Raw genomic sequence first — 23,660 nt, 5'->3', positions numbered from 1 at the left:
CCCGTGATCACGTGTTCCAGACGGTCGACCCACGGGAGACGACCGTAACACGCTCCGGGCCGTCGGCCGGCCCCGAGTGGGGAGCGCCACCCGCGCTCTCCCCCGCCCCGGGGGGCTGCCCCTGCGGAACCGCGGCGAGCCGGACCAGCAGCGGCACGAGCAGCGCGGCGGCGGTGGCCGGCAGCGCGACACCGGAGTCGTTCACCGCCGCGCCGATGGTGAGGCTCAGGGCGACGGCGAGCAGCGTGGCGCGGAGCACCGCGGCGTCGGCCGGCGTCAGCCCCGCCGGACCGCGACGCGCGGTGCCTGCGCGCGGCCGGGCGCCCCGCAGCGGGCCGCCGGGCCGGAGCAGCCACACCGCGGCAACCAGCGCGACCGGCAGCATCCAGGCCAGCGGGCTGCCGAGGAGGATGCCGAGGTTGGCCGCGGCCTTGCGACTGACCACCGTCCAGGCCTCACCGCTGAGCACCTGCTCGACGAAGCGGCCCAGGTGCGTGCGCTCCCCCGCCGGCCGCAGCCAGTCCAGCACCGCGACCGTCCCGACGGCGAGCACCGCGGCGGCCAGGATGGCGACCAGCCGGACGACCGTCACCCGCACGTGCGCCAGCAGCATCGCCAGCAGCAGGAAGCCGGGCAGGGCGGCGAGCACACCACCGAAGTCACGCCCCAGCGGCGGCGCCCCGATGACCACGACCGCGAGGACGCCGGCGCCGACCACCACCGCCGCGGTCACCGCCCGCCGGCGCCGCGGATCCGCCCGCCGACCGGCGGCCGTGGCCACCGCCGCGGTGACCGAGAGCGCGCTCACGGCCAGCAGGCCGAAGGAGAGGTTGCCGTACCCGGTGAACCGCCCGGCGACGATCGCGTCGTAGCCGAGCGGGCCGTTCAGCTCCAGCGACGACCCGGTCAGCACGTCGCCCACCAGGGTGCCCAGGGTCACGGCGAGCACCGCCAGCGGCGGCCCCAGGGGCCACCGCCGCCAGGGCCCGAGCGCGGCCAGGGCGGTGACCGCCAGGTCGGCCACGACGACGGCCGCCCACAGCGCGGCCAGCGGCGCGGCGGCACGCTCCCAGGGCGCCAGCCCGGCCAGGTAGGTGGCCACGGGCAGCGCGGCCGCCGCGAGGCAGAGCAGCCGCAGCGCCCGCCGGGCACCGCGCAACGGGCCCGGCCGACCGGCCCCACCCACGCCGAGCACCAGCATGCCAAGGACGACGACGGCCGCGGCGACGGCGACGAACGTCCAGAAGAAGGTCCCGGTGCTGCGGTGGTGCGTGATCGCGGCGACGTTGGCCCGCTCCAGCTCGGCGACGGCGGCCGACAGCGCGGGCCGGTCGCCGGTGTTGCGCAGCGGCTGCCCGTTCATCGAGGCCGGCGGGTCGACGCCCAGGGCACGCAGAACGGTGGGGGCGACGTCGATCAGCTGCACGAAGGGGGGCCGGCCGGTGCTCGCCGAGGTCAGCCAGCCGCGCTCGAACCCCGGGCCGGAGGCGATCCCGACGTGCAGCTGGGGCCGTCCGTCGTTGACCTCGGAGATGCCGGCGAGCAGGAGCAGCGTTTCCCCCGGGAGCCCGTCCACGGCCGCCCGCAGCCTGGCCAGCGACTCGTCGATGCGGGTGAGCGCATCCGCCCGTGGCTCGGGCCGCGTGCCGTGGTCGGTGGGCTCGGCGCCGGGGGCACCCGCGTCGGTGAGCTGGTCGAGGGAGACGAGAGTGAGCGGGCACCCGGTCAGGACGGTCGCGAGGCCCTCCGGCTCGACGGGCAGGCCGCCGACCGTGGTGAGCGGCACGTCCGGGGCGGCGACCGCGAGGGCCGCGGCGCGCCCCACGACCGATGCGCAGCCGACGGCGGCGCCGAGCGCCCCGGGTTCGGCGCCGAACCGGACGGTGCCCGGGTCGTCGGCGATCCGGGCGACGGTGGCCTGCGGATCACCCAGCGCCGCGTCGGCCACCCGTTCCTGCAGCCCGCAGTGCGTCAGCGAGGTGTCCAGCCGCGGCGCCGCGCCCTCGCCGGCCCCCTCGGGGTCCCCGGTCGTGCCGTCGGCGCCGTCGTCCCCGGGCAGCCCGACGCTGGGCAGCGGAACCGGTGGCAGGCCCTCGTCCGTGCCGGGGAAGCGGGCCCGGTTGCCGGCGCCGAGCGTCGCCCAGCCGTCGAGCAGGCAGCTGGTCGAGCGGGCGGCCCGCACCGACATCGCGCCGATCGCCGAGCCCTCGGCCAGCTCCCACAGCCCGGGGGTGGCCTGCGAATCGACGTCGGCCCAGGTCAGCCCCGGCACGCCGACCACCACGACCCGATCGGCGCGGTACGGCTCCGCAGCCCGCGCGACTCCGGGCAGCGCCACCAGGAGGGCGGGGACGAGACCGAGCAGCAGGGCGAGCAGGGCGGCCGAGCGGCGGGCCGCCACCGGAGCCGTGCCGCTCATGGGCGTGGCCGGGCCGGGGCGTCGAGCAGCTCGCGGTAGATCTCCACCAGCTGGGCGGCGGTGGCCTCCTCGTCGGGCCAGCCGGCCGCCTGCCGGAACCCCTCCTCGACGAGCGCGGCGGCGAGCGCGCTGTCGCAGAGGACCCGGACGACGGCCGCGGCCAGCGCCTCCGGATCGCCGACCGGGACCAGCTCGGCGGCGTCACCGAGCAGCTCCGGCAGCCCACCGGTGCGGCTGGCCACGAGGGGCACGCCGGCGCGCAGCGCCTCCTGGGCGGTCAGCGAGCGCGCCTCCCAGCGGGACGGGAGGACGCAGAGGTCGGCGGCGCCGAGGAGGTCGGCGACGTCGTCGCGCCGGCCCAGGAGGCTCACCGGGAGCCTCTCCGCCCGGATCCGTCCGGCCAGCTCGTCGTGCAGCGGCCCGTCGCCGGCGACGACCACCAGCGGCGCCGGGCGGACCCGCTGGTCGGCCAACCAGCGGGCGACGGCGTCGAGGAGGACGTCGTAGCCCTTCTGCGGGTGCAGCCGCCCGACCGCGACCACCAGCGCCCGGTCGTCGACGAGCCCGAACTCCTCGCGCACCTCGGCGCGGCCGCGGGTGGCCCGCGGCAGTGGTGGCGCCGAGACCGGCGCCAGCCGCACGTCCCGGGCGCCCAGCCGGCGGGCGTTCGCCGCGAGGTCCTCCGAGGCGGCCAGCACGACGTCGGCGGCCCGGACCGTGGCCCGCTCGGCCCGTTCCAGCAGCTGCCGGCGCAGCCCCCCGCCGTCGGGGAGCGCGTTGTGCAGGGTCAGCACCAGCCGCGCGGAGCGGGCGCCGAGCCGGCGCGCCGCGGCGGCGACCAGCCCGGCCCGCAACCCGTGGGCGTGCACCACGTCGGTGCCGGCCAGCGCCTGCCGCAGCGCCTGGACCGCCCGCGCGTCGGCGGCAGGCGCCAGCCCCGCGGAGATCTCCACGGGGGTGAAGCGCGCACCGCGGCCGGCGAAGCCGAACAGCTCGTCGGTGGCGCCCGGCCCGCACACCTGGACGTCGGCGCCGGCGGCGACCAGCGGCGGGACCAGCGACCGCACGTGGGTTCCCACCCCGCCGGTGCTGGTGGCCAGCACCTCGGTGACCCGGCAGCCCTGGAGGGGTGGCTCAGCCACTGCGCACCTCCCGCTCGCCCGTCGACCGCAACTCCCGGAGTGCCCCCACCAGCTGCGCGCGGGCCGTGCCCATCATGACGGCCACCGCGACGACGAGCACGGTGCCCCCGGCGAGGAACCCGGCCGCGAGGGCGGCGGCCACCCCGCCGTCGGGCACCGGGTCCGCGCCGAGCGTGCGGGCGACCCAGAGCCCCGCCGCACCGCCGAGCACCGCCGCCAGCAGGGCCGCCGGGCCGCTGCGTGCGAGTCCGCGCAGCGCGGGCCGGCCGGCCACACGGAGGACGACCGCGAGCAGCCCCGCACCGGCCACCGTGACTCCGACCGTGTGCCCGATGCCCAGCGCCAGGGCCCGGTCCGCCGGGGGCAGCGCGCGGGCCAGCAGCACGTCGGCGACGACCGCGAGCAGCCAGCCGGCGAGGACCCAGGCCGTGGGCGCCTTCCACAGCCCGCGGGCGTAGAGCGCGCGGGTCAGCAACGCGACCAGGCCGTAGCCGAGCAGGCCGGGGGCGAAGGCGACGATGGTGTTCCTGAGGGCGGCCACGACGCCGGCCGGCTCGCCGCTCAGGAAGATCCGCGCCATGGGTCCGGCTCCCGCCACCAGAGCCGCCGCGGCGAGGGCGGACAGCGCCACGGTGAGCACGGTGACCGGGGCGAGCGCCCGGTGGTAGCCGGCCTCGTCGCCGCTGCCGGCGCGCTCGGCCAGGCCCGGGTAGACCGAGGTCGCCAGCGGGACCGCCAGCGCAGCCCACGGCAGGAGGAAGACGGTGAGGCCGGCCGCGTAGACGACCTGGGTGCCGTCCGGTGCGCCGTCGTTGGCCAGCCGGATGGCGACAGCTGCCAGCAGCTGCTGGCCGGCCAGGGTGAGCACGCCGGCGGCGGCCAGCCGGCGGACGCGGGGCGCCGCGCCCACCGGGAACCGGAGGGTGGGACGCAGCCCCAGCCGCAGACCCCGCAGCGGGACCAGCAGGCTCAGTGCCAGGGCGGCGACGCCGAGGGTGGTCCCGACGCCCAGCACGAGCTCGGCGGGCGTGGACAGCTCGGCGGCCTGCTCGTCGCCGCCCAGCGCGGCGAAGGTCAGGTAGGCGCCGGCGACGACGAGGCTGGACAGCAGGGGGGCGAGGGCCGGCCCCGCGAACCTCCGATGGGCCTGCAGCACACCGGTGACGACGATGCCGATGCCGTAGAGGACGACCTGCGGGGCGAACACCAGCAGGAACCGGGCGGCGAGCTGGATCTCGGCCTCGTCGCTGTCGCCGAGCAGCAACCGGGCGATCGGCTCGGCCAGCAGGGCGACCAGTGCCGCCAGCGGTACGAGCACCAGCAGGGTCCAGCCCAGCAGGGCCGACGCCGTCCGGCGGACCTGGTCGCGGTCAGCCGCCGCGATCCCACCGGCGAGCATCGGCACGACCAGGCTGGCCAGCGCGCCACCGGCCACGACCTCGAAGACGATGTTCGGGACGTTGTTGGCCGCCAGGTAGGCGTCCCCGGTGCTGTCGGGCCCGACGGTGTTCGTGAAGACGAGGGTGCGGGCGAAGCCGGCCAGCCGCGCCAGGATGGTGAGCCCGGCGATCAGGGCAGCAGCGGCGGCCACGCCCCCCACCACCTGCCGGGTGCTCACGACGGCAGGCGGCCGAGCCGGTCCAGTTCCCGGAGGCCCGGCGTCGCCTCGATGACGCGGGTGAAGCTGACCTTCTCGCTGGCGAGCGTGAGCCCGGCGATCGCGGTCAGCGCCCCGGCCCGGACGGCCCGCGACGGGTGCCGGGCCAGCCGGAGCCCCAGCAGCGCACCGAGCGCGTTGGCTCCGCAGTCCCCGAGCATGACCTGCTCGCCGAGGTCGGCGGGGAGGACGGCGAGCGTCGCGCCCAGGGGCCCGGCCACCAGTCCGCCGGCGGGCCCGCCCAGGGTCGCCGCGGCGGCGATGCTGCCGGCCTTGGCCGCACGTCCCGGCCGGAGGTCGAGCAGGTTGAGCAGGTTGGCGGCGCCGGCCACCAGGCCGGTGGCGAGCACGCCGTCGACCAGCAGGCCGGCGCCCCGGCCCTGCCCGCGGGTCAGCACGGCGGCCACGGCGGCGGCCGTGCCGATGCCGGCCACCTTGACCGCCCCGGCGGAGACCCGCCCCTCGCGCAGCGCCCTCAGGTGGCCGGCCAGGCCCTTGTCCCGCGCCTGCTCCGGTCGTGCCCCCGCGAGGTCGTCGTAGCCGCCGACCAGCCCGGACACCGCGCCGACGACGGCGGTGGCCGCCCGGACACCGGCGGGCGCACCCAGCGTCGCGGTCACGGTCGCGGACAGGGCCAGGGCGGGCCCCCCGAGCAGGGTGACCGGCCGTCCGGCGTAGTTGGTGCGCCGCCACGCGGCCCCGGCCGGCCGCGCCGACAGGGCGTGCGCCCCGGTGAGCGCGGCGCGGGCCGCGCCGGCGCCGGCGAGGGCGAGCAGCGCCCGGCGCCGGCCCGTCACGGTGCGGCGACGGGCACGGGCGGCACCGGCTGGGCGTCCTCGCCGGTCCCGTACATGCCCGACGTGCCCCGGGACTCCTGGCCGAGTGCCAGGACGGTGCTGATCCGGCCGACCAGGGTGCGCACGTTGTCCACCGTCGAGATGGCGGCGGCGAGCGCCGGATCGGCGCGCACGGTGCCGATCAGCCCGTTGCCCTCCGCCGACTCCTGGTCGCCGGCGACGACGGCGCCCGCGCCGCGGCCGTCGAGGGCGGTGACGAGCTCGACGAGGGCGGCGTTGCGGCGCTCGGCGTCCTCGCCGGTGAAGCCGCTCCCGGTCAGGACGACGACGTGGTCGGCCTGGGTCACCGACGCGCCCTCGACGGCGAGGACGTCGAGCGAGCTCAGGCCGGCGAGCACCGAGGAGACAGTGGCGGTGTCCGGCGCCGGGCCGCCCGGAGGGGTCACGAGGACCTGGGCGAGCAGCGAGGCGACCAGGGCGGCGGCGTCGCCGTCCTCGGGCAGCTGGATCCCGGCAGGCAGGCCGGGCCCGGTGACGTAGCTCTGCAGCGCCGTGGCGGTGGCCGGGTCGCTGTACTCGGGCTCCAGGCGGACGACGCCGCTGACCGAGCCGCCGGCGTCGGACACCAGCCCGCCGATCTCCTCGATCGTCTCGGACGTCACGCTCTCGTTGGTGGGCAGCAGCAGGACGTTCCGGTCGGTCAGCGTGCCGTCGACCAGGGGCGTGGCGACCGCCTCCTGGAAGGACTCGGCGGTGGCGAGCTCGGCCTGGAGCTGCTGGGTCTGGTCCTCCAGCGACCGCTTGTCCTGCTCGAGGGCGCTGACCTGGCTCTCGATGTCGTTGAGGATCGGCTGGTTGAGCTGCGTCGTGCCGATGACGATGCCCAGTGCCACCGCCAGGAAGACGGCGATCAGCGACACCAGGTGGTAGCGGAAGTCGATCACGAGAAGAGGTTCTCCAGCCAGAACACGAAGCTGTTCCATTGGTCGAGCAGCAGGTCGAGGTACAGCCGCCCCGCGGCGGAGACGGCCAGGGCCGACCCGATGGCGATGAAGGCGGCGATGACCAGGACGACGAGCGCGGTGGTCGAGATGCGGCTCCGGTAGAGCCGGCTGACGCCCTTGGCGTCGACCAGCTTGCCGCCCAGCCGCAGGCGGGTCAGGAAGGTCGAGGCCATGCCGCCGCGGCCCTTGTCGAGGAACTCGACCAGGGTGGCGTGGGTGCCGACCGCGACGATCAGCGTGGCGCCCTTCTCGTCGGCCAGCAGCATCGCGATGTCCTCGCTGGTGGCGGCCGCCGGGAAGGTGATGGCGTCGACCCCGAGGTCCTGCACCCGGGCGAGGCCGGGGGCGCGGCCGTCGGCGTAGGCGTGCACCACGACCTCGGCGCCGGAGCGCAGGACGTCGTCGCTCACCGAGTCCATGTCGCCGATGATCATGTCGGGCGAGTAGCCCGCGTCGACGAGGGCGTCGGCGCCGCCGTCCACGCCGATCAGGACCGGGCGGTAGTCGCGGATGTAGGCGCGGAGGGCGTGCAGGTCCTCCTTGTAGTCGTAGCCGCGGACGACCACGAGCACGTGCCGGCCCTCGATGGAGGTGCTGACGTCGGGCACGCCGACGCCGTCGAGGAGGAGCGCGCGCTCGCGCTTCATGTACTCCATGGTGTTGGCCGCGAACGCCTCGAGCTGCACCGACAGCCCGGCCTTGGCCTCGGCCATGGCGGCGGCGACGCTGTCGGCGTCGTGCGCGCGGCCCTCGGCCACGACCGTGCCGTCCCCGTCGAGGAGGCGGTCGCCGTCGAGGCGCACCGGCGCGCCTTCCTGCAGCTTGGCGAACACGTCCTTGCCGACGTCGTCGAGCAGGGGTATGCCCGCGTTGATCAGGATCTCGGGGCCGAGGTTCGGGTACCGGCCGGAGATGCTGGGCGCCGCGTTGACCACTCCGGCGACCTTGCAGCCGACCAGCGCGTCAGCGCTGACCCGGTCGATGTCGACGTGGTCGATGACGGCGATGTCGCCGGGGCGCAGTCGCTTCGTCAGGTTCTTGGTGCGGCGGTCCAGACGGACGGTGCCGGCGACGCCGGGCCCCGTGTCCTGTGCCCGGCCGCGGCGAACGGTGCCGATGCGCATGACATCGCATGCTGCCACGCGGGCTCTCCGGTCCGGTCGTCCGACGCGCTCCGGCGATCTTCCGGTCACGGAGCGTGCCCGACACCGGGTCCGGCCGACACGCCGGTGCGCCGTCCGCCACCGCGCCGGCGGGACCGTTACCGACTTGTGACTAGCGTGGTCCACGTGACTGGAGTGGCCGGTGCCCTGACGACCGCAGTACCCGTTCCCGACTCGGACGGGGACGCCGCGGCGCCCGTCGGCGGAGCAGTGATCCGGGCGGTACCCCGCCCTGACCTCGACCGGCCCGCGCCGAGCCCGGAGCCGAACGCGGAGGTGGCGGCGCCCACCGCTCCCCCGCCGGCCCCCGCGGTGGCCGCCCCCGCACCGCCGGTCGCCCCCTCCCCGGTCGCCGACGGCGACACCAGCGGCCCGCGCCGCGGGCGGCGGGCGCTGCGCGGGTCGGGGCTCCGGGAACGACGGCGGCAGCAGACGCGGGCGCGGATCGTCGACGCCGCGACCGAGCTGTTCACGGAGCGTGGTTTCGACGCGGTCAGTGTGGTGGAGATCGCACAGCGCGCCGGCGTCGTCGAGAAGACGGTGTTCAACCACTTCCCGGTCAAGGAGGGTCTGGTCTTCGACGCCGACCCGCCGATGCGGGCGGCCCTGCTGGACGCGGTCCGCCGGCGCCCGGCCGGTGAGTCGGTGGCCGCCGCCGCGGGCAGCTTCGTCGTCGCCGCGGTCAGCCTGCTCGGCACACCGGAGGCGGCCGACGGCGTCGCGCAGATGGCGCAGGTGATCCGCGGCAGCCGCACCCTGCAGATCCGGGAACGGGAGATCCTCGGCGAGATCACCGTCTCGCTGGCCGAGCTGGTCGCCGAGGAGACCGAGGCCAAGCAGGGGCAGATCGAGCCGTGGCTGGCCGCGCACGCGATCCTCGGGCTCTACGCCTCCCTGCTGGAGCTGGCGCGCGACCAGGTGCTGGCCGGCGTCGGCGGACCGGAGCTGTCGGCGGAGCTGCGCCGGCAGGGCCGGCGCGGCCTGGCGCTCCTGCAGTTCGGCCTCGCGGGTTACGCCAAGCGGAGACCATGACTCTGTCGTCCTCCGGACGACGACCGCGGCCACGTGCCGTCCCCGACCTGAGCTGTGCCCACACCGGCCCTCGTCGAGGAGGCCTCCGGCCCCTTGCTCCGTCGAGGAGGCCTCCGGCCCCTTGCTCCTCGGCCCGCCTCGCAGGGCGGCTCCCAGCTCCTCCTCGGGGACCCTCCGGGCCCCGCTCGTCAGAGCTGCAGTGACCTGAGCAGCTGGTCGGCGCGGTCCCCGGGCAGGTCGGGGTTCCGGCTGAACAGCGCGATGGCGACCATGTACCCCTCGTCCCCCGCCCAGGCGCGTCCCTCGGCGCAGAGCCGGTCGATGTGCGCGCGCACCTTGGGCTCGTTGCTGTACGGGCCGAAGTCCAGGCCCATGGCGAGGAAGTTGACCACCCGGTAGCCCAGGTCCTGCGCCGTGCGCACCGACGTCTCGGGGTCGGAGTAGCTGGCCACCGCCGTGATCACGTTGTCGTACCCGGTCTTCAGCAGCTGCAGCACCAGGTCGTTGCCGCGGACGCCGCCCCACAGCTCGGGCATGAGGATGTCCCGGTCCGGCGCCGGGACGTACGGCGGGTTGGAGATCACCGTGGCCGCCTGGTCACCGCCGGCGGAGTCGGCCTGGTCGAAGAAGTCGCCGACCTCGACGGTGTACCGGTCGGCGACACCACGGGCGGCGATGTTGGCCCGGGCCAGCTCGACCGACGACGCGCTGATGTCGTAGCTCCGCACCCGGAGCCCGGGGATGGTCCGGACGACGTCGGCGATGGCCGTCGCGTCGCCGGTGCCGAGCTCGTCGACCCCGCCGTCCGCCCAAACCAGCTGATCGCGGTACTGCTCGAGGAGCATGCACACCGAGAAGCCGTAGTGCGCCGACTCGTCGGCGGCGGAGAAGCAGCTCACCGACGCCCCTTACCCCGCCGCGAGCCCCGGCACTCCCGGTTCACAGGGAGGCGGTGGTCACCGTCCGGCCGCGGCCACCGCCAGCAGTTCGCGGGCGTGCGCCTGGCCGGTCTCGCTGTCGGCCAGCCCGGAGAGCATGCGCGCCAGCTCCCGCACCCGGTCCTCACCCTCCACGGAGCGGATGTCGGTCGCGGTCACGCCCGCGCCGGTGTCCGGTGACTTGTCGACGACCAGGTGGGTGTCGGCGAACGCCGCGACCTGTGCCAGGTGCGTGACGACGACGACCTGGTGGTCGCGGGCCAGCCGGGCCAGCCGCCGCCCGATCTCCCCCGCCGCCTGCCCGCCCACACCGGCGTCGACCTCGTCGAACACCATGACCGGAACCGGGTCCGCACCGGCGAACACGACCTCGATGGCGAGCATGACGCGGGACAGCTCACCGCCGGAGGCCCCCTTGTGCACCGGCCGCGGCGGCGCGCCGGGGTGCGCCGCCAGCAGCAGCGCCACCTCGTCGATGCCGTCGGGTCCGGGGTCGTCGGGGTGGCTGTCGATGCTGAACGAGACGCGGGCGCTCTTCATCGCCAGCCCGGCCAGCTCCCGGCCGACCTCGGCGGCGAACCCCTCGGCCGCCGCCTTCCGGCGCTCGGAGATCTCGGCGCCCAGCCGGTCCACCTCGGCGCGGGCGGCGTCGCGGTCGGCGGCGAGCGCCTCGAGGGCCTCGTCGGAGACGTCGAGCGCGCTGAGCCGGCGGGCGGCGTCCTCGCCCCATGCGAGCACCCCGGCCACGCCGTCGCCCGGGTCGGCGTACTTGCGCACGAGCGCGGTGATGGCGGCCCGGCGGTCGAGCACCTCGGCCAGCCGGCCGGGGTCCGCGTCGAGGTCGGCGACGTAGCCGGCGAGCTGGCCGGCGACGTCGGAGACGACGGCGACGGCGTCGGCGAGGTCCTGGGCGAGCAGGACCAGCGTCGGGTCGTCGGAGCCGGCCAGCGCACGCTCGGCGATGGCCAGGGCCGCGGTGGCGTCCTGCGGCAGCTCTCCGCCGCCCAGGTCACCGGTCACGTCGCCGATCAGCGCCATCCGTGCCTCGTCGGCGGCGGCACGCAGGGCATCGGCGTCGCTGAGCCGCTTGGCCTGGGTGTCGAGCGACTCGTCCTCCCCCGGCTCGGGCGCGACGGCGGCGATCTCCTCGAGCCCGTGCCGCAGCACGTCGGCGGCCTGCGCGAGCTCCCGCGCCTGGCCGCGCCGGCGTTCCAGGTCGGCGACCAGCGCCCGCCACCGCTGGTGCGCCTCGCGGTAGCGGTCGAGCAGCTCGAGGTGGTCCGCGCCGGCGTAGCGGTCCAGCGCGCGGCGCTGCTCGGCCGGACGGGAGAGCCGCAGCTGGTCGGTCTGGCCGTGCACGGCGAGCAGGTTCTCGGCCAGCTCGGCGACCACACCCACCGGGACGCTGCGCCCACCGAGGTAGGCGCGGGAGCGCCCCTCGGCGCTGACGGTGCGGGCCAGGATCAGGCTGCCGTCGTCGTCGGGATCGGCGCCGGCGTCGGCGGCCCGGGCCCAGACCGGCGAACCGGGTGGGAGCTCCAGCCGCCCCTCGACGCCGGCCCGCCCGCTGGCGCGCACCCGCCCCGGGTCGGCCCGCCCACCGAAGAGCAGGGTCAGCCCGGTCACCACCATCGTCTTGCCGGCGCCGGTCTCCCCGGTGACCACGGTCAGTCCGCGGCCCAGCTCCAGGGTGACGTCGTCGATGGCGCCCAGACCCCGGATGCGCAGCTCGGACAGCCGTCCGGGGGCGGATCCGGCACCGGCGGCCGCCGGGCGCTCAGCCGTCCTCGCGCGTGCCGCCACCGCTCACCTCCGGCTCCGGCATCGTGCCGTCCTCGTCGGCCGGACCTTCGGCGGCGAGCACGTCGCGGCCGGGGAACACCTCGTGCCCGGGCCCGGTGCGCCGCACGTCGCGGAATCCCCGGACCGGGAGACCGAACTTGGCCACCAGGCGGTCGCCGAAGGTGGCGGCGTGGACGCGGGCGATGCGCACCGGCCGGTCGGCGCGGCGGACGTCGACGCGGCCGCCGTCGGGGATCTCCACCATCCGCCGCCCGTCGGCCGAGACGCGGGCGCGGTTGCCGTCGGCCGGGATGGCCACGGTGAGCACCGAGTCCGGCGAGGTGACCAGCGGCCGCGCGAACAGCGCGTGGGCGTTGGTGGGCACCAGCAGCAGCGCCTCGACGTCGGGCCAGACCACCGGACCGCCCGCGGAGAACGCGTAGGCCGTGGAGCCGGTCGGGGTGGCGCACAGGACCCCGTCGCAGCCGAAGCTGGTCAGCGGCCGGCCGTCGATGGCGATGACGACGTCGAGCACCCGCGAGCGCTCGGCCTTCTCCACCGAGACCTCGTTGAGCGCCCACGTGCCGCCGACGAGGGTGCCGGCGCGGTCGAGGACGTCGACCTGGATGGCCAGGCGTTCCTCCACCGAGTACTCGCACTGCTCGATGGCGGTGAGGGTCTCCTCGACCGCCTCCGGCTCGGTCTCGGCGAGGAAGCCGACCCGGCCGAGGTTGACGCCCATGAGCGCGGCGTCGGTGTAGCGGGCCAGTTCCGCCGCGCGCAGGAAGGTGCCGTCCCCGCCGAAGACCATGACGATCTCGGCGTCCTTGGCCGCGGAGGCGTCGCAGGCGACGACCTCCGCACCGGGGATGTCGAGGTCGCCGGCCTCCTCGTCGAGCACCTTCACCCCGATCCCCCCGCGGAGCAGGCGGGCGGCGGAGGTGCGGGCCAGCTCGACGACGTCCCGCCGACCGGTGTGCACGGTCAGCAGCACCCGCCGGGTGTCCTGCTCGTCCGGCGATGCGGTGCTCGGCTTGCTCATTGAGGTCCCTCCTGGACTGCTCGACGGACGGCGTCCTCCTCGATCGGCCCGGCGTCGGACCGCAGCCACAGGAAGAACTCCACGTTGCCGGCGGGGCCGGGCAGTGGGCTGGCGACCACACCGGCGGTACCCCACCCGAGGGCGTGCGCGGCGCTGCCCACCTCCAGCACCGCCCGCACCCGCTGCTCGGGGTCGCGCACCACGCCACCGGCGCCCAGCCGCTCGCGGCCCACCTCGAACTGCGGCTTCACCATGGGCAGCAGGTCGGCGCCGGGCCGGGCGCAGGCGGTGAGGGCGGGGAGCACCAGCCGCAACGAGATGAAGGACAGGTCGGCGACGACGAGGTCGACCGCCCCGTCGACGGCCTCCGGCGTGAGCGTGCGGACGTTGGTGCGCTCGTGCACCCGCACCCGTTCGTCGGTGCGCAGCGACCACGCCAGTTCGCCGTAGCCGACGTCGACGGCGACGACCTCGGCCGCGCCGCGGCTCAGGAGCACCTCGGTGAACCCGCCGGTGGAGGCGCCGGCGTCCAGCGCCCGCCGGCCCTCGACGGCGACCGGGAAGGCGTCCAGCGCGCCCAGCAGCTTGTGCGCCCCGCGGGAGACCCAGGAGGGCTGGTCGGGGTCGGTGCGCACGACGACGGGGGTGCCCGCCTCGACACCGGTGGCCGGCTTGGTGGCCGCCTGCCCGGCGACGGCGACGCGCCCCTCGGCGATCAGGGCCACGGCGTGCTCCCGCGACCGGGCCAGGCCCCGGCGCACGAGCTCGGCGTCCAGCCGGCTGCGACGGGCCATCAGAGCGGGTCGATCGTGCCGAGCTCGCGCTGCAGGCGCGCGTGCTCGGCCTCGAAGACGGCGACGTGCTCGGCCACGGGCAGCTCCTCGAGGCCGGTCAGCCGGCGTCCGTCGGCCCCCTGCTCGCCGGTGTCCTCCCCGGGGTGGGGGGCAGCGCCCGGCCGGTGGGTGTCCTCCGCGGCGCGATCCGCGGCCGGGACCGCCGGCGCGGCCGCGGGACCGGGCCGGTAGGGCCCCGGCATCGGTCGCTGCGCGGTCGGCTCGGTCATGTGCGCCTCTCGGGTGCGGGGATCGGGTGGTAGGGCTCGGGCAGCGGTCGTCGCACGCACCGGCGTCTCCTGCGGAGGTTACCGGCCGGGAATGACGTGGACGGGCCGGACGGGGCAGCGCGATAGCGTCGGCGACGATCGAGAACCGCTGCCGACTCCAGGGAGTACCGCCCGCGTGGCCACGATGGATCAGTGCATGACCGCCCTGCGGGGCATCCTCGGCGATCTCGCCGCCAACCCGGCGGCGGCAGGGCTGGACCGCAGCCTCTCCTGCCGGCTGACCGATCTGGACCAGGTCGTGCTCGGACGGCTGAGCTCCGGTGCGGTGCGCGACCTGCGCGCCGTCCCCGACGGGCCGGCCGTCCCGAAGGCCGACATCCGCCTGACCATGACCAGTGACGACCTGGTCGCCCTCACCGACGGCACGCTGTCCTTCGGCTCGGCCTGGGCCGCCGGCCGGGTGAAGCTGGAGGCGGGGCTGCGGGACCTGCTCCGGCTGCGCACGCTGCTCTGATCCCTGCGGGCGGACGTCCCCCGCCGCGGCTCACCGCCGCGTGGCCGTGGTGAGCAGCCCCCAGCCGGTGAGCAGGTCGGCGGCGGCCGCATCGGCCCCGACCACGCGGGCGGGAACGCCCTCGTCCGGGTGGGACGACCAGTGGGCGAGGCACAGTGCCCGGAGTCCGTCGAGCCCGTCGTCGGCCACCTGGTCCACCCGTGGGTCGGGCCCCGCCGGGGCGAGCGAGAGCACTCCCCCGCCCTCGGCCACGCTCGCCGACCACCGGCCGCAGCGCCAGGCCCCGTCCGCTGCCACGACGGGAGGGTGCCCCGTGAGCAGTCCGGCCGCGTCCGCGGACAGCAGGTCGGGCCGGTGCATCGGCGCAGCGGCCAGCAGGGTCGCGGGGTCGGTGACCCCGGAGAGGACCAGGAGGCTGGCCGCCCCGGCCCGGCGGGCGCCCTCGATGTCGGTGTCCAGCCGGTCGCCGACCACCAGCGGTCGCCGGGCACCGGTGCGCCGCACGCACTCGGCGTGCATCGCCGGGTCCGGCTTCCCGGTGACCAGTGGCTCCTGCCCGGTGACGCCCCGGACGACGGCCACCATGGCGCCGTTGCCGGGCAGCGGTCCGCGGGGGGACGGGATCGTGGCGTCGGCGTTGGTGGCCACGTGCCGGGCTCCGGTGCGGACGGCCACCACGGCCTCGGCCAGTTGCGGCCAGCCGACGTCCGGGCCGTAGCCCTGGACGATGGCGTCCGGCCGATCCTCGGCGGCCGCGACGACGGTGAGCCCGGCCGCCCGCAGGGCAGCGGCGACACCGGGGCCACCGACCGGCAGCACGCGGGATCCGGCGCCCAGCAATCCGGCGACCACGCTCGCCGCGGCCTGGGAGCTGGTGATGACGTCCGCGGGGTCGGCCGGCACCCCCAGCCGGGACAGGTGCCCGGCGACCTCGTCCGGGGTGCGTGCGGCGTTGTTGGTCACGAACCCCAGCCGCATGCCCGCCTCCCGGGCGGTGGCGAGCGCCGCGGGCACCCCGGGAACCGCGTCCGGGCCGACGTAGACCACGCCGTCGAGATCGAGCAGCGCCACGTCGTACCGCGTCGCGGGGGGCTCCGCACAGCCCTCGGCGAGGGTGGGCGGCGCTGCGGTGGGGACATCGGTCATGCGGACTCCCTGGTCTGCCGGGCCCGGACGGCGCGCAGCGCCCGTCCGTAGTGGTCGAGGTCGGGGCGCATGGCCACCGCGAGCGCGAGGTGCTCGGCGGCCAGCGCCAGGTCTCCGGCCCGGCTGGCCGCCAGGCCCAGGCCGAACTGCGCGTAGTCGTCGGTGGGATTGGCCGCGATGAGCGCGCTGAAACTGGCGATCGCGTCCCCGTACCGCCCGGCGTCGTACTGGGCACGGGCCAGGGCCTCGCGGATGCTGCGCGACGCGGGCTCCGCCTCGGCCGCGCGGGCGAGCAGGGTGGCGGCCGCGTCGGGGTGCTTGTCCTCCAGCAGCGACAGCCCGCGCCGGTACCACTCGTAGACCCCACCGCCGGGCCCGCTCGGCCCCGGCGCAGGGAGGTCCGGGGACCCGTCCTCGGACACTGCCGCCCCCTTCCGCGTGGTGCGCTCCTCGCTCGACCTCTCCGGCCCGCGGCCGCGGCCGGCGAGCGGCCGGCCGGAGCGGATCGGCCCGCTCCTACGATCTCGTCGTGCACTCGTCGCCGGCAGGTCCTCGGTCGCCGCGGTCGGAACCGGGCCTGGAGGTCCGGCCGTTCCGGGCGCTGACCTACCGCCGGCACGACGCCGAGCACCTGGCCCGGGTCAGCTCGCCAGCCTACGACCTGGTGACGCCCGCCGGCCGCGAACGGCTGGCCGAGTCCGATCCGCACAACGTGGTCCGGTTGATCCTGCCCCGGGCGGACGGGGCGCCCCTGGACGGACCGGCCTCCGCCGAGCTAGCCGCGGCCACCCTGCGCACCTGGGAGGCCGACGGCGTGCTGGTGCGCGACGACCGGGCGGCGCTGTGGCTGTACGAGCTGCGACCGGCCGACGGAGGGCCGGCGACCGTCGGATGGTTGGGCGCGGTGGCACTGCCGCCGGCCGGATCCGCGGCGGTCCTGCCGCACGAGGACACGTATCCCCGGGCGGTCGAGGACCGGCGCGCCCTCTTGGCCGCGACCGGCACCGATCTGGAACCGATCGTCCTCGCGCACGACCCCGAGCCCGCGCTCGCGGATCTCGCCGCGACCGTCCGCCGGGACCCGGCGACGATGGCCGTGCGGGATGCCGACGGCGTGCGGCATCGGCTGTGGCGGGTCACCGACCGCACCACCGTCGCGGCGGTGAGCGAGATGCTGGGACGTACTCGGGCGGTGATCGCCGACGGGCACCACCGGTTCGCCGCGGCTCGGGCCCACGCCTCCGAGCAGCCCCGCACCTCCGGTGCCGGCGCCGTGCTGGCGCTGGTGACGCCGATGGGGCTCGGCGGTCTCCGGGTGGACCCGATCCACCGGGTCGTCCCCGCGCTGCCCATGGCTGCCGCCATCGACCGGGCCGGCCGCGGTTTCGTCACCGCCGAGATACCGGTGGCCGGCGAGGGCCCCGCCGGTGTCGTCGCCGCCGCCCGCGACTGGCTGCGCGATCCCGCCGAGCGCGGACTGCTCGTCACCGACGGCCACAGGCTGGTGCGGCTGACCGCACCGTCGGCCGAGGTCCGGGGGGCGGTACCGGCCGGGGTGCCGCCGGCGTGGTGCGATCTCGACGTGGTGCTGGCCCACCACGGCCTGCTCGGGCAGCTGTGGGGGCGGCCGGACACGGTGGACGCGGTCGTGATCGCCCACGGTCTCGAGGAGGCGGTGGAGGGAGCGGTCGAACGGTCCGGGGTGGCCGTGCTGCTGCGCGCCCCCTCGCCCACGGACGTGGCGGCCGTGGCCCGCGCGGGCGCCCGGATGCCCCGCAAGTCGACGCTGTTCGTGCCGAAGCCGCGGACCGGTCTGGTGTTCCGGCCGCTGTCGGGCTGACCCGGCGAGGAGCCACGGTCACGCGGTCTCCTCGGCCGTCCGCGCCGCCGATCGCGGGACCTTGCGCCCACGTCGGCAGTTCACCTCGCAGACCGACGCCGTCCCCGAGGCGGTCCGCCAGAAGCGGCGCTGGAGGGCCCCCTCGACCTCGACCACGTCCCCCGGCTGCCACATGCCGATGCGCCGTTGCAGGGCCCGGTCGTAGGAGATGCAGGTGAGCACGTCGACGGACTGACCCCGCGCCCGAGGGACGGGCCTGCGGACCACCAGCCGGAACGTGACCAGCGCGTCCCCGCTGGGCAACGTCCGGAGTTCCGCCGGGGCGGACACGCGTCCGCGAAGGACGACGTCGTTGCGGTCGATCACAGCCACGGTCATGACGGAAGCCTGGCCGCTCGTGCTGCCCCCCGGGGGGAACCCGAACGATCTGTGGACACCACGTCCGCATGTGGACGGACGTGGCGTCCCTGTCAGACCTCAGTGCTGGTCGGCGCTGTTCCGATCGGCGTCGGCGTCGGCGTCGGCGTCGGCGTCGGGGGTCGGTTCGCCCCCGGACTCGCTCTCACCCAGCAGCTCGGCGACCTCGGCCTCGACCTCCTCCTCGAAAGTCAGCGACTGCTCGCCGGCGTCCAGGGGCTCGTCGTCGTCCTCCACGGCGGCGTCCTCCGCCGCGCCGTCACGTCCGCCGGCGTCCTCGGCCGCCTGCTCCCCCACGAGGTCGTCCGCCTCCTCGAGTTCGCTGAACTCGACGCCGAGGTCCTCACCGGCGAGCTCCGGGTCGACGGCGGCGACGGCGGCGAGCCACTGGTCGGCGCGCTCGTCCTCACCCTGCGCGCGGAGAAGGTCCGAGTACGCAGCGGCAAGGCGGAGCTGCCCGTGATCGTGGACGTCGAGCCGCGACGGGTCCGGCCTGCCACCGAGTGCGGCCTCCAGGACCAGCCGCGCGGCGGCGTCCTCACCCAGGTCGCGTCGCGCTCCGGCCTCGACCATGCGCAGTTCGACGACCTCCTCGGCGTCGGGGCTCTCGGCGAGCGCCTCGGCGACGAGCCGGAGCGCCACCTCTGGCCGCCCGAGCGCCCGTTCGCAGTCGGCGAGGACCGCCCGGTAGCCGTGGTCACCGCTCATCCGCCGGTACGCGCGGATCTCCCGTGCCGCCTCGGCGTAGTCCCCCGCGTGGTAAGCGGCGACGCCGACGGCCTCACGGACGACCGCGAGCCGCGACGCGCGGTCACGGGCTGCGCGGGCGTGCGCCAGCGCCGTCTCCGGGTCCTCGTCGACGAGCGTCCCGGCGACGACCAGGTGGCCAGCGACCTTCGCGGAGTTCCGCGGGTCGAGCCCCCGGAGGGCGGCCCGGATGGACGGGTCGAGTTCGCTGGGGTCGGCCCATTCGGGAATCTCGGGCCCAGCCGGCACCGGTGGACGACGGTCCTGCGGGGCCCCGCCGGGGCGTCCCGGCGAGTCTCGCCGGTCATCGGACGGGCGGCGCTCACGCCAGTTGCCTGATCCGCCGCGGTCGGATCGCTGCGGCCGGTCACCCTGCGGACGGTCGGACCGCTGCGGGCGGTCACCCTGCGGGCGCCGGTCCTGCCAGTCACCACGAGGCCGATCCCCCTGCGGGCGGTCCGAACGCTGCGGGCGGTCACCCTGCGGGCGCCGGTCCTGCCACGCACCCTGCGGGCGGTCCGATCGCTGCGGGCGGTCACCCTGCGGGCGCCGGTCCTGCCAGTCACCGCGAGGCCGATCGCCCTGCGGGCGGTCCGATCGCTGCGGGCGGTCACCCTGCGGGCGCCGGTCCTGCCAGTCACCACGAGCCCGATCACCCTGCGGGCGGTCCGAACGCTGCGGCCGGTCACCCTGCGGGCGCCGGTCCTGCCAGTCACCACGAGCCCGATCACCCTGCGGGCGGTCCGAACGCTGCGGCCGGTCACCCTGAGGACGGCGGTCCTGCCACGCACCCTGGGGCCGGTCCGAACGCTGCGGCCGGTCACCCTGAGGACGGCGGTCCTGCCACGCACCCTGGGGCCGGTCCGAACGCTGCGGCCGGTCACCCTGAGGACGCCGGTCCTGCCACGCACCCTGCGGACGGTCCGAACGCTGCGGGCGGTCACCCTGGGGACGCCGGTCCTGCCACGCACCCTGGGGACGGTCCGAACGCTGCGGGCGGTCACCCTGGGGACGCCGGTCCTGCCACGCACCCTGCGGACGGTCCGAACGCTGCGGCCGGTCACCCTGGGGACGCCGGTCCTGCCACGCACCCTGCGGACGATCGGAACGCTGCGGGCGGTCACCCTGCGCGCCCGCCCGTCCCCCGCCACCCGTGGATCCGCGGTGCCCCTGAGGGCGGCCGCCTCGAGGCGCCGGTCGTCCGTCGCCGGAACCGCGACCGGAGTCGCCCGAACCGCGTCGCGGAGAAGTCATGAGTTGTGGGTACCTCTTCGCTCGATGCCGCGCTCAGCCAGCGGGCCGGCGGCGGCCAGAAATGCGAATGGGGGCCAGAGCACGTGGCTCTGACCCCCATTCGGTGAAGTATGTCCGGCGGCGTCCTACTCTCCCACCCCGTCTCCAGGGCAGTACCATCGGCGCTGAAAGGCTTAGCTTCCGGGTTCGGAATGTGACCGGGCGTTTCCCTCTCGCCATGGCCGCCGTAACTCTGTGAACATGTACGAACCGGCTGGTTCGTGCGTTCAGAACCGCACAGTGGACGCGTGACATCTTGTTATCCGAGCTCGTTCACAGCACCAGAAGGTAGGTGTGTGTGGTCAAGCCCTCGGCCTATTAGTACCGGTCAGCTCCACACCTTGCGGTGCTTCCACTTCCGGCCTATCAACCCGCTGGTCTGGGCGGGGGCCTTACCCGGTTGACCCGGTGAGAGACCTCATCTTGAAGCGAGCTTCCCGCTTAGATGCTTTCAGCGGTTATCCCTGCCGAACGTAGCTAACCAGCAGTGCACCTGGCGGTACAACTGGCACACCAGAGGTTCGTCCGTCCCGGTCCTCTCGTACTAGGGACAGCTCTTCTCAAGTCTCTTACGCGCACGGCGGATAGGGACCGAACTGTCTCACGACGTTCTAAACCCAGCTCGCGTACCGCTTTAATGGGCGAACAGCCCAACCCTTGGGACCTACTCCAGCCCCAGGATGCGACGAGCCGACATCGAGGTGCCAAACCATCCCGTCGATATGGACTCTTGGGGAAGATCAGCCTGTTATCCCCGGGGTACCTTTTATCCGTTGAGCGACACCGCTTCCACATGCCGGTGCCGGGTCACTAGTCCCAGCTTTCGCTCCTGCTCGACCCGTCGGTCTCGCAGTCAAGCTCCCTTGTGCACTTGCACTCGACACCTGATTGCCAACCAGGCTGAGGGAACCTTTGGGCGCCTCCGTTACATTTTGGGAGGCAACCGCCCCAGTTAAACTACCCACCTGACACTGTCCCTGATCCGGATCACGGACCGAGGTTAGACATCCAATTCGACCAGAGTGGTATTTCAACGGCGACTCCACGAACACTGGCGTGCCCGCTTCGCAGTCTCCCACCTATCCTACACAAGCCGAACCGAACACCAATATCAAGCTATAGTAAAGGTCCCGGGGTCTTTCCGTCCTGCCGCGCGTAACGAGCATCTTTACTCGTAGTGCAATTTCGCCGAGCCTGTGGTTGAGACAGCTGAGAAGTCGTTACGCCATTCGTGCAGGTCGGAACTTACCCGACAAGGAATTTCGCTACCTTAGGATGGTTATAGTTACCACCGCCGTTTACTGGCGCTTGAGTTCTGAGCTTCGCGCCCGAAGGCACTAACCCGTCCCCTTAACGTTCCAGCACCGGGCAGGCGTCAGTCCGTATACATCGTCTTACGACTTCGCACGGACCTGTGTTTTTAGTAAACAGTCGCTTCTCACTGGTCTCTGCGGCCACCCACCGCTGCCCACCGCAAGGGTGTTGACAGTAGATGGCCCCCCTTCTCCCGAAGTTACGGGGGCATTTTGCCGAGTTCCTTAACCACAGTTCGCTCGATCGCCTCGGTATTCTCTACCTGACCACCTGAGTTGGTTTGGGGTACGGGCCGCTCGGAACTCGCTAGAGGCTTTTCTCGGCAGCATAGGATCATCCAATTCGCCTCATTCGGCTATGCGTCGGGCCTCACCCTGTATGTCCGACGGATTTACCTATCGGACGGGCCACACCCTTGCCCCGGTACTACCACTCACCGGTAGGACTACCTTCCTGCGTCACCCCATCGCTTGCCTACTACCAGTCCGGGTCCCCAGCTAGTCCGGATTGCCCACAAGTGGGCGCACCGGCGTCGGTGGGTTAGCATCGCTGGGTTCAGCATGGGCGTTCCTTCGCGGGTACGGGAATATCAACCCGTTGTCCATCGACTACGCCTGTCGGCCTCGCCTTAGGTCCCGACTCACCCTGGGCGGATTAGCCTGGCCCAGGAACCCTTGGTCTTCCGGCGGGGGAGGTTCTCACTCCCCTCTCGCTACTCATGCCTGCATTCTCACTCGTGTGGCGTCCACGGCTGGATCACTCCGCCGCTTCCACCGCCACACGACGCTCCCCTACCCATCCACACACCTGGCCGGCACCCCAAAAGGTGTCGGCGGGCTAACGTGTGAATGCCACGGCTTCGGCGGTGTGCTTGAGCCCCGCTACATTGTCGGCGCGGAACCACTTGACCAGTGAGCTATTACGCACTCTTTCAAGGGTGGCTGCTTCTAAGCCAACCTCCTGGTTGTCTCTGCGATCCCACATCCTTTTCCACTTAGCACACGCTTAGGGGCCTTAGCCGATGATCTGGGCTGTTTCCCTCTCGACTACGAACCTTATCGCCCGCAGTCTCACTGCCACGCTCTCACTTACCGGCATTCGGAGTTTGGTTGACGTCAGTAACCTTGTGGGGCCCATCGGCCATCCAGTGCTCTACCTCCGGCAAGAAACACGTGACGCTGCACCTAAATGCATTTCGGGGAGAACCAGCTATCACCGAGTTTGATTGGCCTTTCACCCCTACCCACAGCTCATCCCCCAGGTTTTCAACCCTGGTGGGTTCGGTCCTCCACGCGGTCTTACCCGCGCTTCAACCTGGCCATGGGTAGATCACTCGGCTTCGGGTCTAGGGCACGCGACTCAATCGCCCTGTTCGGACTCGCTTTCGCTACGGCTACCCCACACGGGTTAACCTCGCCACGTACCGCTAACTCGCAGGCTCATTCTTCAAAAGGCACGCAATCACCCCTCCACCGAAGTGGATAAGGCTCTCACGGCTTGTAGGCACACGGTTTCAGGTACTATTTCACTCCCCTCCCGGGGTACTTTTCACCTTTCCCTCACGGTACTAGTCCGCTATCGGTCACCAGGGAGTATTCAGGCTTAGCGGGTGGTCCCGCCAGATTCACACCGAATTTCACGGGCTCGGTGCTACTTGGGAGCAAGCTCGGGAGAGACTGAGTTTTCGTGTACGGGGCTCTCACCCTCTACGGCGACCCCTTCCAGAGGCCTTCCACTAACACAAGTCTTTTATGACTCCCTGCACCCCCGGCAGGAGGTGCTGAACTGTCCCACGACCCCGACCACACAACGCCTGCCGGCTATCACATGCGATCGGTTTAGCCTCATCCGCTTTCGCTCGCCACTACTCACGGAATCACTGTTGTTTTCTCTTCCTGTGGGTACTGAGATGTTTCACTTCCCCACGTTCCCTCCACACGCCCTATGTGTTCAGGCGCGGGTCACACCACATGACTGGTGCGGGGTTCCCCCATTCGGAAATCCTCGGATCAACGCTCGGTTGACAGCTCCCCGAGGCTTATCGCAGCCTCCTACGTCCTTCATCGGCTCCTGGTGCCCAGGCATCCACCGTGTGCCCTTAACAACTTGGCCACACAAAAATCCCGCTCCTCGCCCCCGGAAGGAAACAAGAAACGGGCCTACAAACTGAAACTCTGCTTCAGAGTCAGAAGATGCTCGCGTCCACTGTGCAGTTCTCAACGTACGACCAGCCACCCCCCACACCGTCCCGCCAGACCCGCCACCCCCACAGGGGCGACGACGGTACGAGAACCAGGAGGCCCTGACACAAGAGACCGGTTCCCCGCTCCCTCAGGACCCAACAGCGTGC

18 protein-coding genes and 2 rRNA genes are annotated in these 23,660 nt (G+C 73.8%); 3 read left to right on the top strand and 17 right to left on the bottom strand.

The annotated features are described in order from the left end of the window. Positions 1 to 7: 7 nt before the first annotated feature. Genes ABDB74_RS09295 through steA form a run of 6 tightly spaced genes read right to left on the bottom strand, consistent with a single transcriptional unit; the run spans position 8 to position 8,143 of the window. Positions 8 to 2,419: a hypothetical protein gene (locus ABDB74_RS09295; protein ID WP_346623508.1), complete on the bottom strand. Its 2,412-nt coding sequence runs from the start codon at positions 2,417 to 2,419 to the stop codon at positions 8 to 10. Further along, a complete protein-coding gene (locus ABDB74_RS09290) occupies positions 2,416 to 3,561 on the bottom strand; it encodes a glycosyltransferase family 4 protein (RefSeq protein WP_346623507.1) in 1,146 nt (381 codons plus the stop codon). Before ABDB74_RS09290 ends, ABDB74_RS09295 begins: the two co-directional genes overlap by 4 nt. Continuing rightward, complete coding sequence (gene murJ, locus ABDB74_RS09285) at positions 3,554 to 5,179, bottom strand: lipid II flippase MurJ (RefSeq protein WP_346623505.1); 1,626 nt, start codon at positions 5,177 to 5,179, stop codon at positions 3,554 to 3,556. The genes ABDB74_RS09290 and murJ overlap by 8 nt, the downstream gene beginning before the upstream one ends. Continuing rightward, positions 5,176 to 6,015, bottom strand: coding sequence for a hypothetical protein (locus ABDB74_RS09280; protein ID WP_346623503.1), 840 nt, complete (start codon positions 6,013 to 6,015; stop codon positions 5,176 to 5,178). Before ABDB74_RS09280 ends, murJ begins: the two co-directional genes overlap by 4 nt. After that, positions 6,012 to 6,959: a copper transporter gene (locus ABDB74_RS09275; RefSeq protein ID WP_346623502.1), complete on the bottom strand. Its 948-nt coding sequence runs from the start codon at positions 6,957 to 6,959 to the stop codon at positions 6,012 to 6,014. The genes ABDB74_RS09280 and ABDB74_RS09275 overlap by 4 nt, the downstream gene beginning before the upstream one ends. After that, complete coding sequence (gene steA / locus ABDB74_RS09270; RefSeq protein WP_346623500.1) at positions 6,956 to 8,143, bottom strand: putative cytokinetic ring protein SteA; 1,188 nt, start codon at positions 8,141 to 8,143, stop codon at positions 6,956 to 6,958. The genes ABDB74_RS09275 and steA overlap by 4 nt, the downstream gene beginning before the upstream one ends. A gap of 165 nt (positions 8,144 to 8,308) precedes the next feature. Between steA and ABDB74_RS09265 the strand changes: the two genes are divergently transcribed. Then, on the top strand, positions 8,309 to 9,214 hold the full coding sequence (locus tag ABDB74_RS09265) for a helix-turn-helix domain-containing protein (protein ID WP_346623499.1): 906 nt from the start codon (positions 8,309 to 8,311) through the stop codon (positions 9,212 to 9,214). Positions 9,215 to 9,402: 188 nt separating this feature from the next. Here the strand turns inward: ABDB74_RS09265 and ABDB74_RS09260 are convergent, their stop codons facing one another. Genes ABDB74_RS09260 through ABDB74_RS09240 form a run of 5 tightly spaced genes read right to left on the bottom strand, consistent with a single transcriptional unit; the run spans position 9,403 to position 14,039 of the window. Then, positions 9,403 to 10,113: a methyltransferase gene (locus ABDB74_RS09260; RefSeq protein ID WP_346623497.1), complete on the bottom strand. Its 711-nt coding sequence runs from the start codon at positions 10,111 to 10,113 to the stop codon at positions 9,403 to 9,405. A 57-nt stretch (positions 10,114 to 10,170) separates the two neighbouring features. After that, positions 10,171 to 11,955: a DNA repair protein RecN gene (gene recN / locus ABDB74_RS09255; protein WP_346623495.1), complete on the bottom strand. Its 1,785-nt coding sequence runs from the start codon at positions 11,953 to 11,955 to the stop codon at positions 10,171 to 10,173. Further along, entirely contained in the window at positions 11,930 to 12,976 is a 1,047-nt protein-coding gene (locus ABDB74_RS09250) for an NAD kinase (RefSeq protein ID WP_346623494.1), read from the bottom strand. The genes recN and ABDB74_RS09250 overlap by 26 nt, the downstream gene beginning before the upstream one ends. Further along, on the bottom strand, positions 12,973 to 13,770 hold the full coding sequence (locus ABDB74_RS09245; protein WP_346623492.1) for a TlyA family RNA methyltransferase: 798 nt from the start codon (positions 13,768 to 13,770) through the stop codon (positions 12,973 to 12,975). Before ABDB74_RS09245 ends, ABDB74_RS09250 begins: the two co-directional genes overlap by 4 nt. After that, complete coding sequence (locus ABDB74_RS09240; RefSeq protein ID WP_346623491.1) at positions 13,770 to 14,039, bottom strand: hypothetical protein; 270 nt, start codon at positions 14,037 to 14,039, stop codon at positions 13,770 to 13,772. Before ABDB74_RS09240 ends, ABDB74_RS09245 begins: the two co-directional genes overlap by 1 nt. 196 nt (positions 14,040 to 14,235) lie before the next feature. On the opposite strand from ABDB74_RS09240, the gene ABDB74_RS09235 reads away from it, so the two are divergent. After that, positions 14,236 to 14,553: an alkyl sulfatase C-terminal domain-containing protein gene (locus tag ABDB74_RS09235; RefSeq protein ID WP_346623490.1), complete on the top strand. Its 318-nt coding sequence runs from the start codon at positions 14,236 to 14,238 to the stop codon at positions 14,551 to 14,553. Between the two features lie 30 nt (positions 14,554 to 14,583). On the opposite strand, the gene ABDB74_RS09230 is transcribed toward ABDB74_RS09235, so the two are convergent. Together ABDB74_RS09230 and ABDB74_RS09225 are read right to left on the bottom strand one after the other, a co-directional pair. Continuing rightward, positions 14,584 to 15,699, bottom strand: coding sequence for an HAD-IIA family hydrolase (locus tag ABDB74_RS09230; protein WP_346623488.1), 1,116 nt, complete (start codon positions 15,697 to 15,699; stop codon positions 14,584 to 14,586). Further along, positions 15,696 to 16,121: a tetratricopeptide repeat protein gene (locus ABDB74_RS09225; protein ID WP_346623487.1), complete on the bottom strand. Its 426-nt coding sequence runs from the start codon at positions 16,119 to 16,121 to the stop codon at positions 15,696 to 15,698. Before ABDB74_RS09225 ends, ABDB74_RS09230 begins: the two co-directional genes overlap by 4 nt. A gap of 107 nt (positions 16,122 to 16,228) precedes the next feature. Here ABDB74_RS09225 and ABDB74_RS09220 point away from each other — a divergent pair, with 107 nt between their 5' ends. After that, positions 16,229 to 17,539 carry a DUF1015 domain-containing protein gene (locus ABDB74_RS09220; protein ID WP_346623486.1) on the top strand — a complete coding sequence of 437 codons (1,311 nt, stop codon included), beginning with the start codon at positions 16,229 to 16,231 and terminating at the stop codon, positions 17,537 to 17,539. An 18-nt stretch (positions 17,540 to 17,557) separates the two neighbouring features. On the opposite strand, the gene ABDB74_RS09215 is transcribed toward ABDB74_RS09220, so the two are convergent. The 4 genes from ABDB74_RS09215 to ABDB74_RS09200 form a co-directional block, all read right to left on the bottom strand. Beyond that, positions 17,558 to 17,917, bottom strand: a complete 360-nt coding sequence (locus ABDB74_RS09215; protein ID WP_346623484.1) for a single-stranded DNA-binding protein — start codon at positions 17,915 to 17,917, stop codon at positions 17,558 to 17,560. Positions 17,918 to 18,016: 99 nt separating this feature from the next. After that, positions 18,017 to 18,952 (bottom strand): hypothetical protein, encoded by a 936-nt coding sequence (locus ABDB74_RS09210; protein WP_346623482.1) that lies wholly within the window; start codon positions 18,950 to 18,952, stop codon positions 18,017 to 18,019. Between the two features lie 1,117 nt (positions 18,953 to 20,069). Beyond that, positions 20,070 to 20,186, bottom strand: a 5S ribosomal RNA gene (rrf, locus tag ABDB74_RS09205). A gap of 108 nt (positions 20,187 to 20,294) precedes the next feature. Next, positions 20,295 to 23,422 (bottom strand): 23S ribosomal RNA (locus ABDB74_RS09200). Positions 23,423 to 23,660 lie beyond the last annotated feature (238 nt).

Source organism: Blastococcus sp. HT6-4 (assembly GCF_039679125.1).
Taxonomy (GTDB): domain Bacteria; phylum Actinomycetota; class Actinomycetes; order Mycobacteriales; family Geodermatophilaceae; genus Blastococcus; species Blastococcus montanus.
Note: the sequence above shows the minus strand (reverse complement) of the source record. Positions and strands in the feature narration are given on the sequence as shown.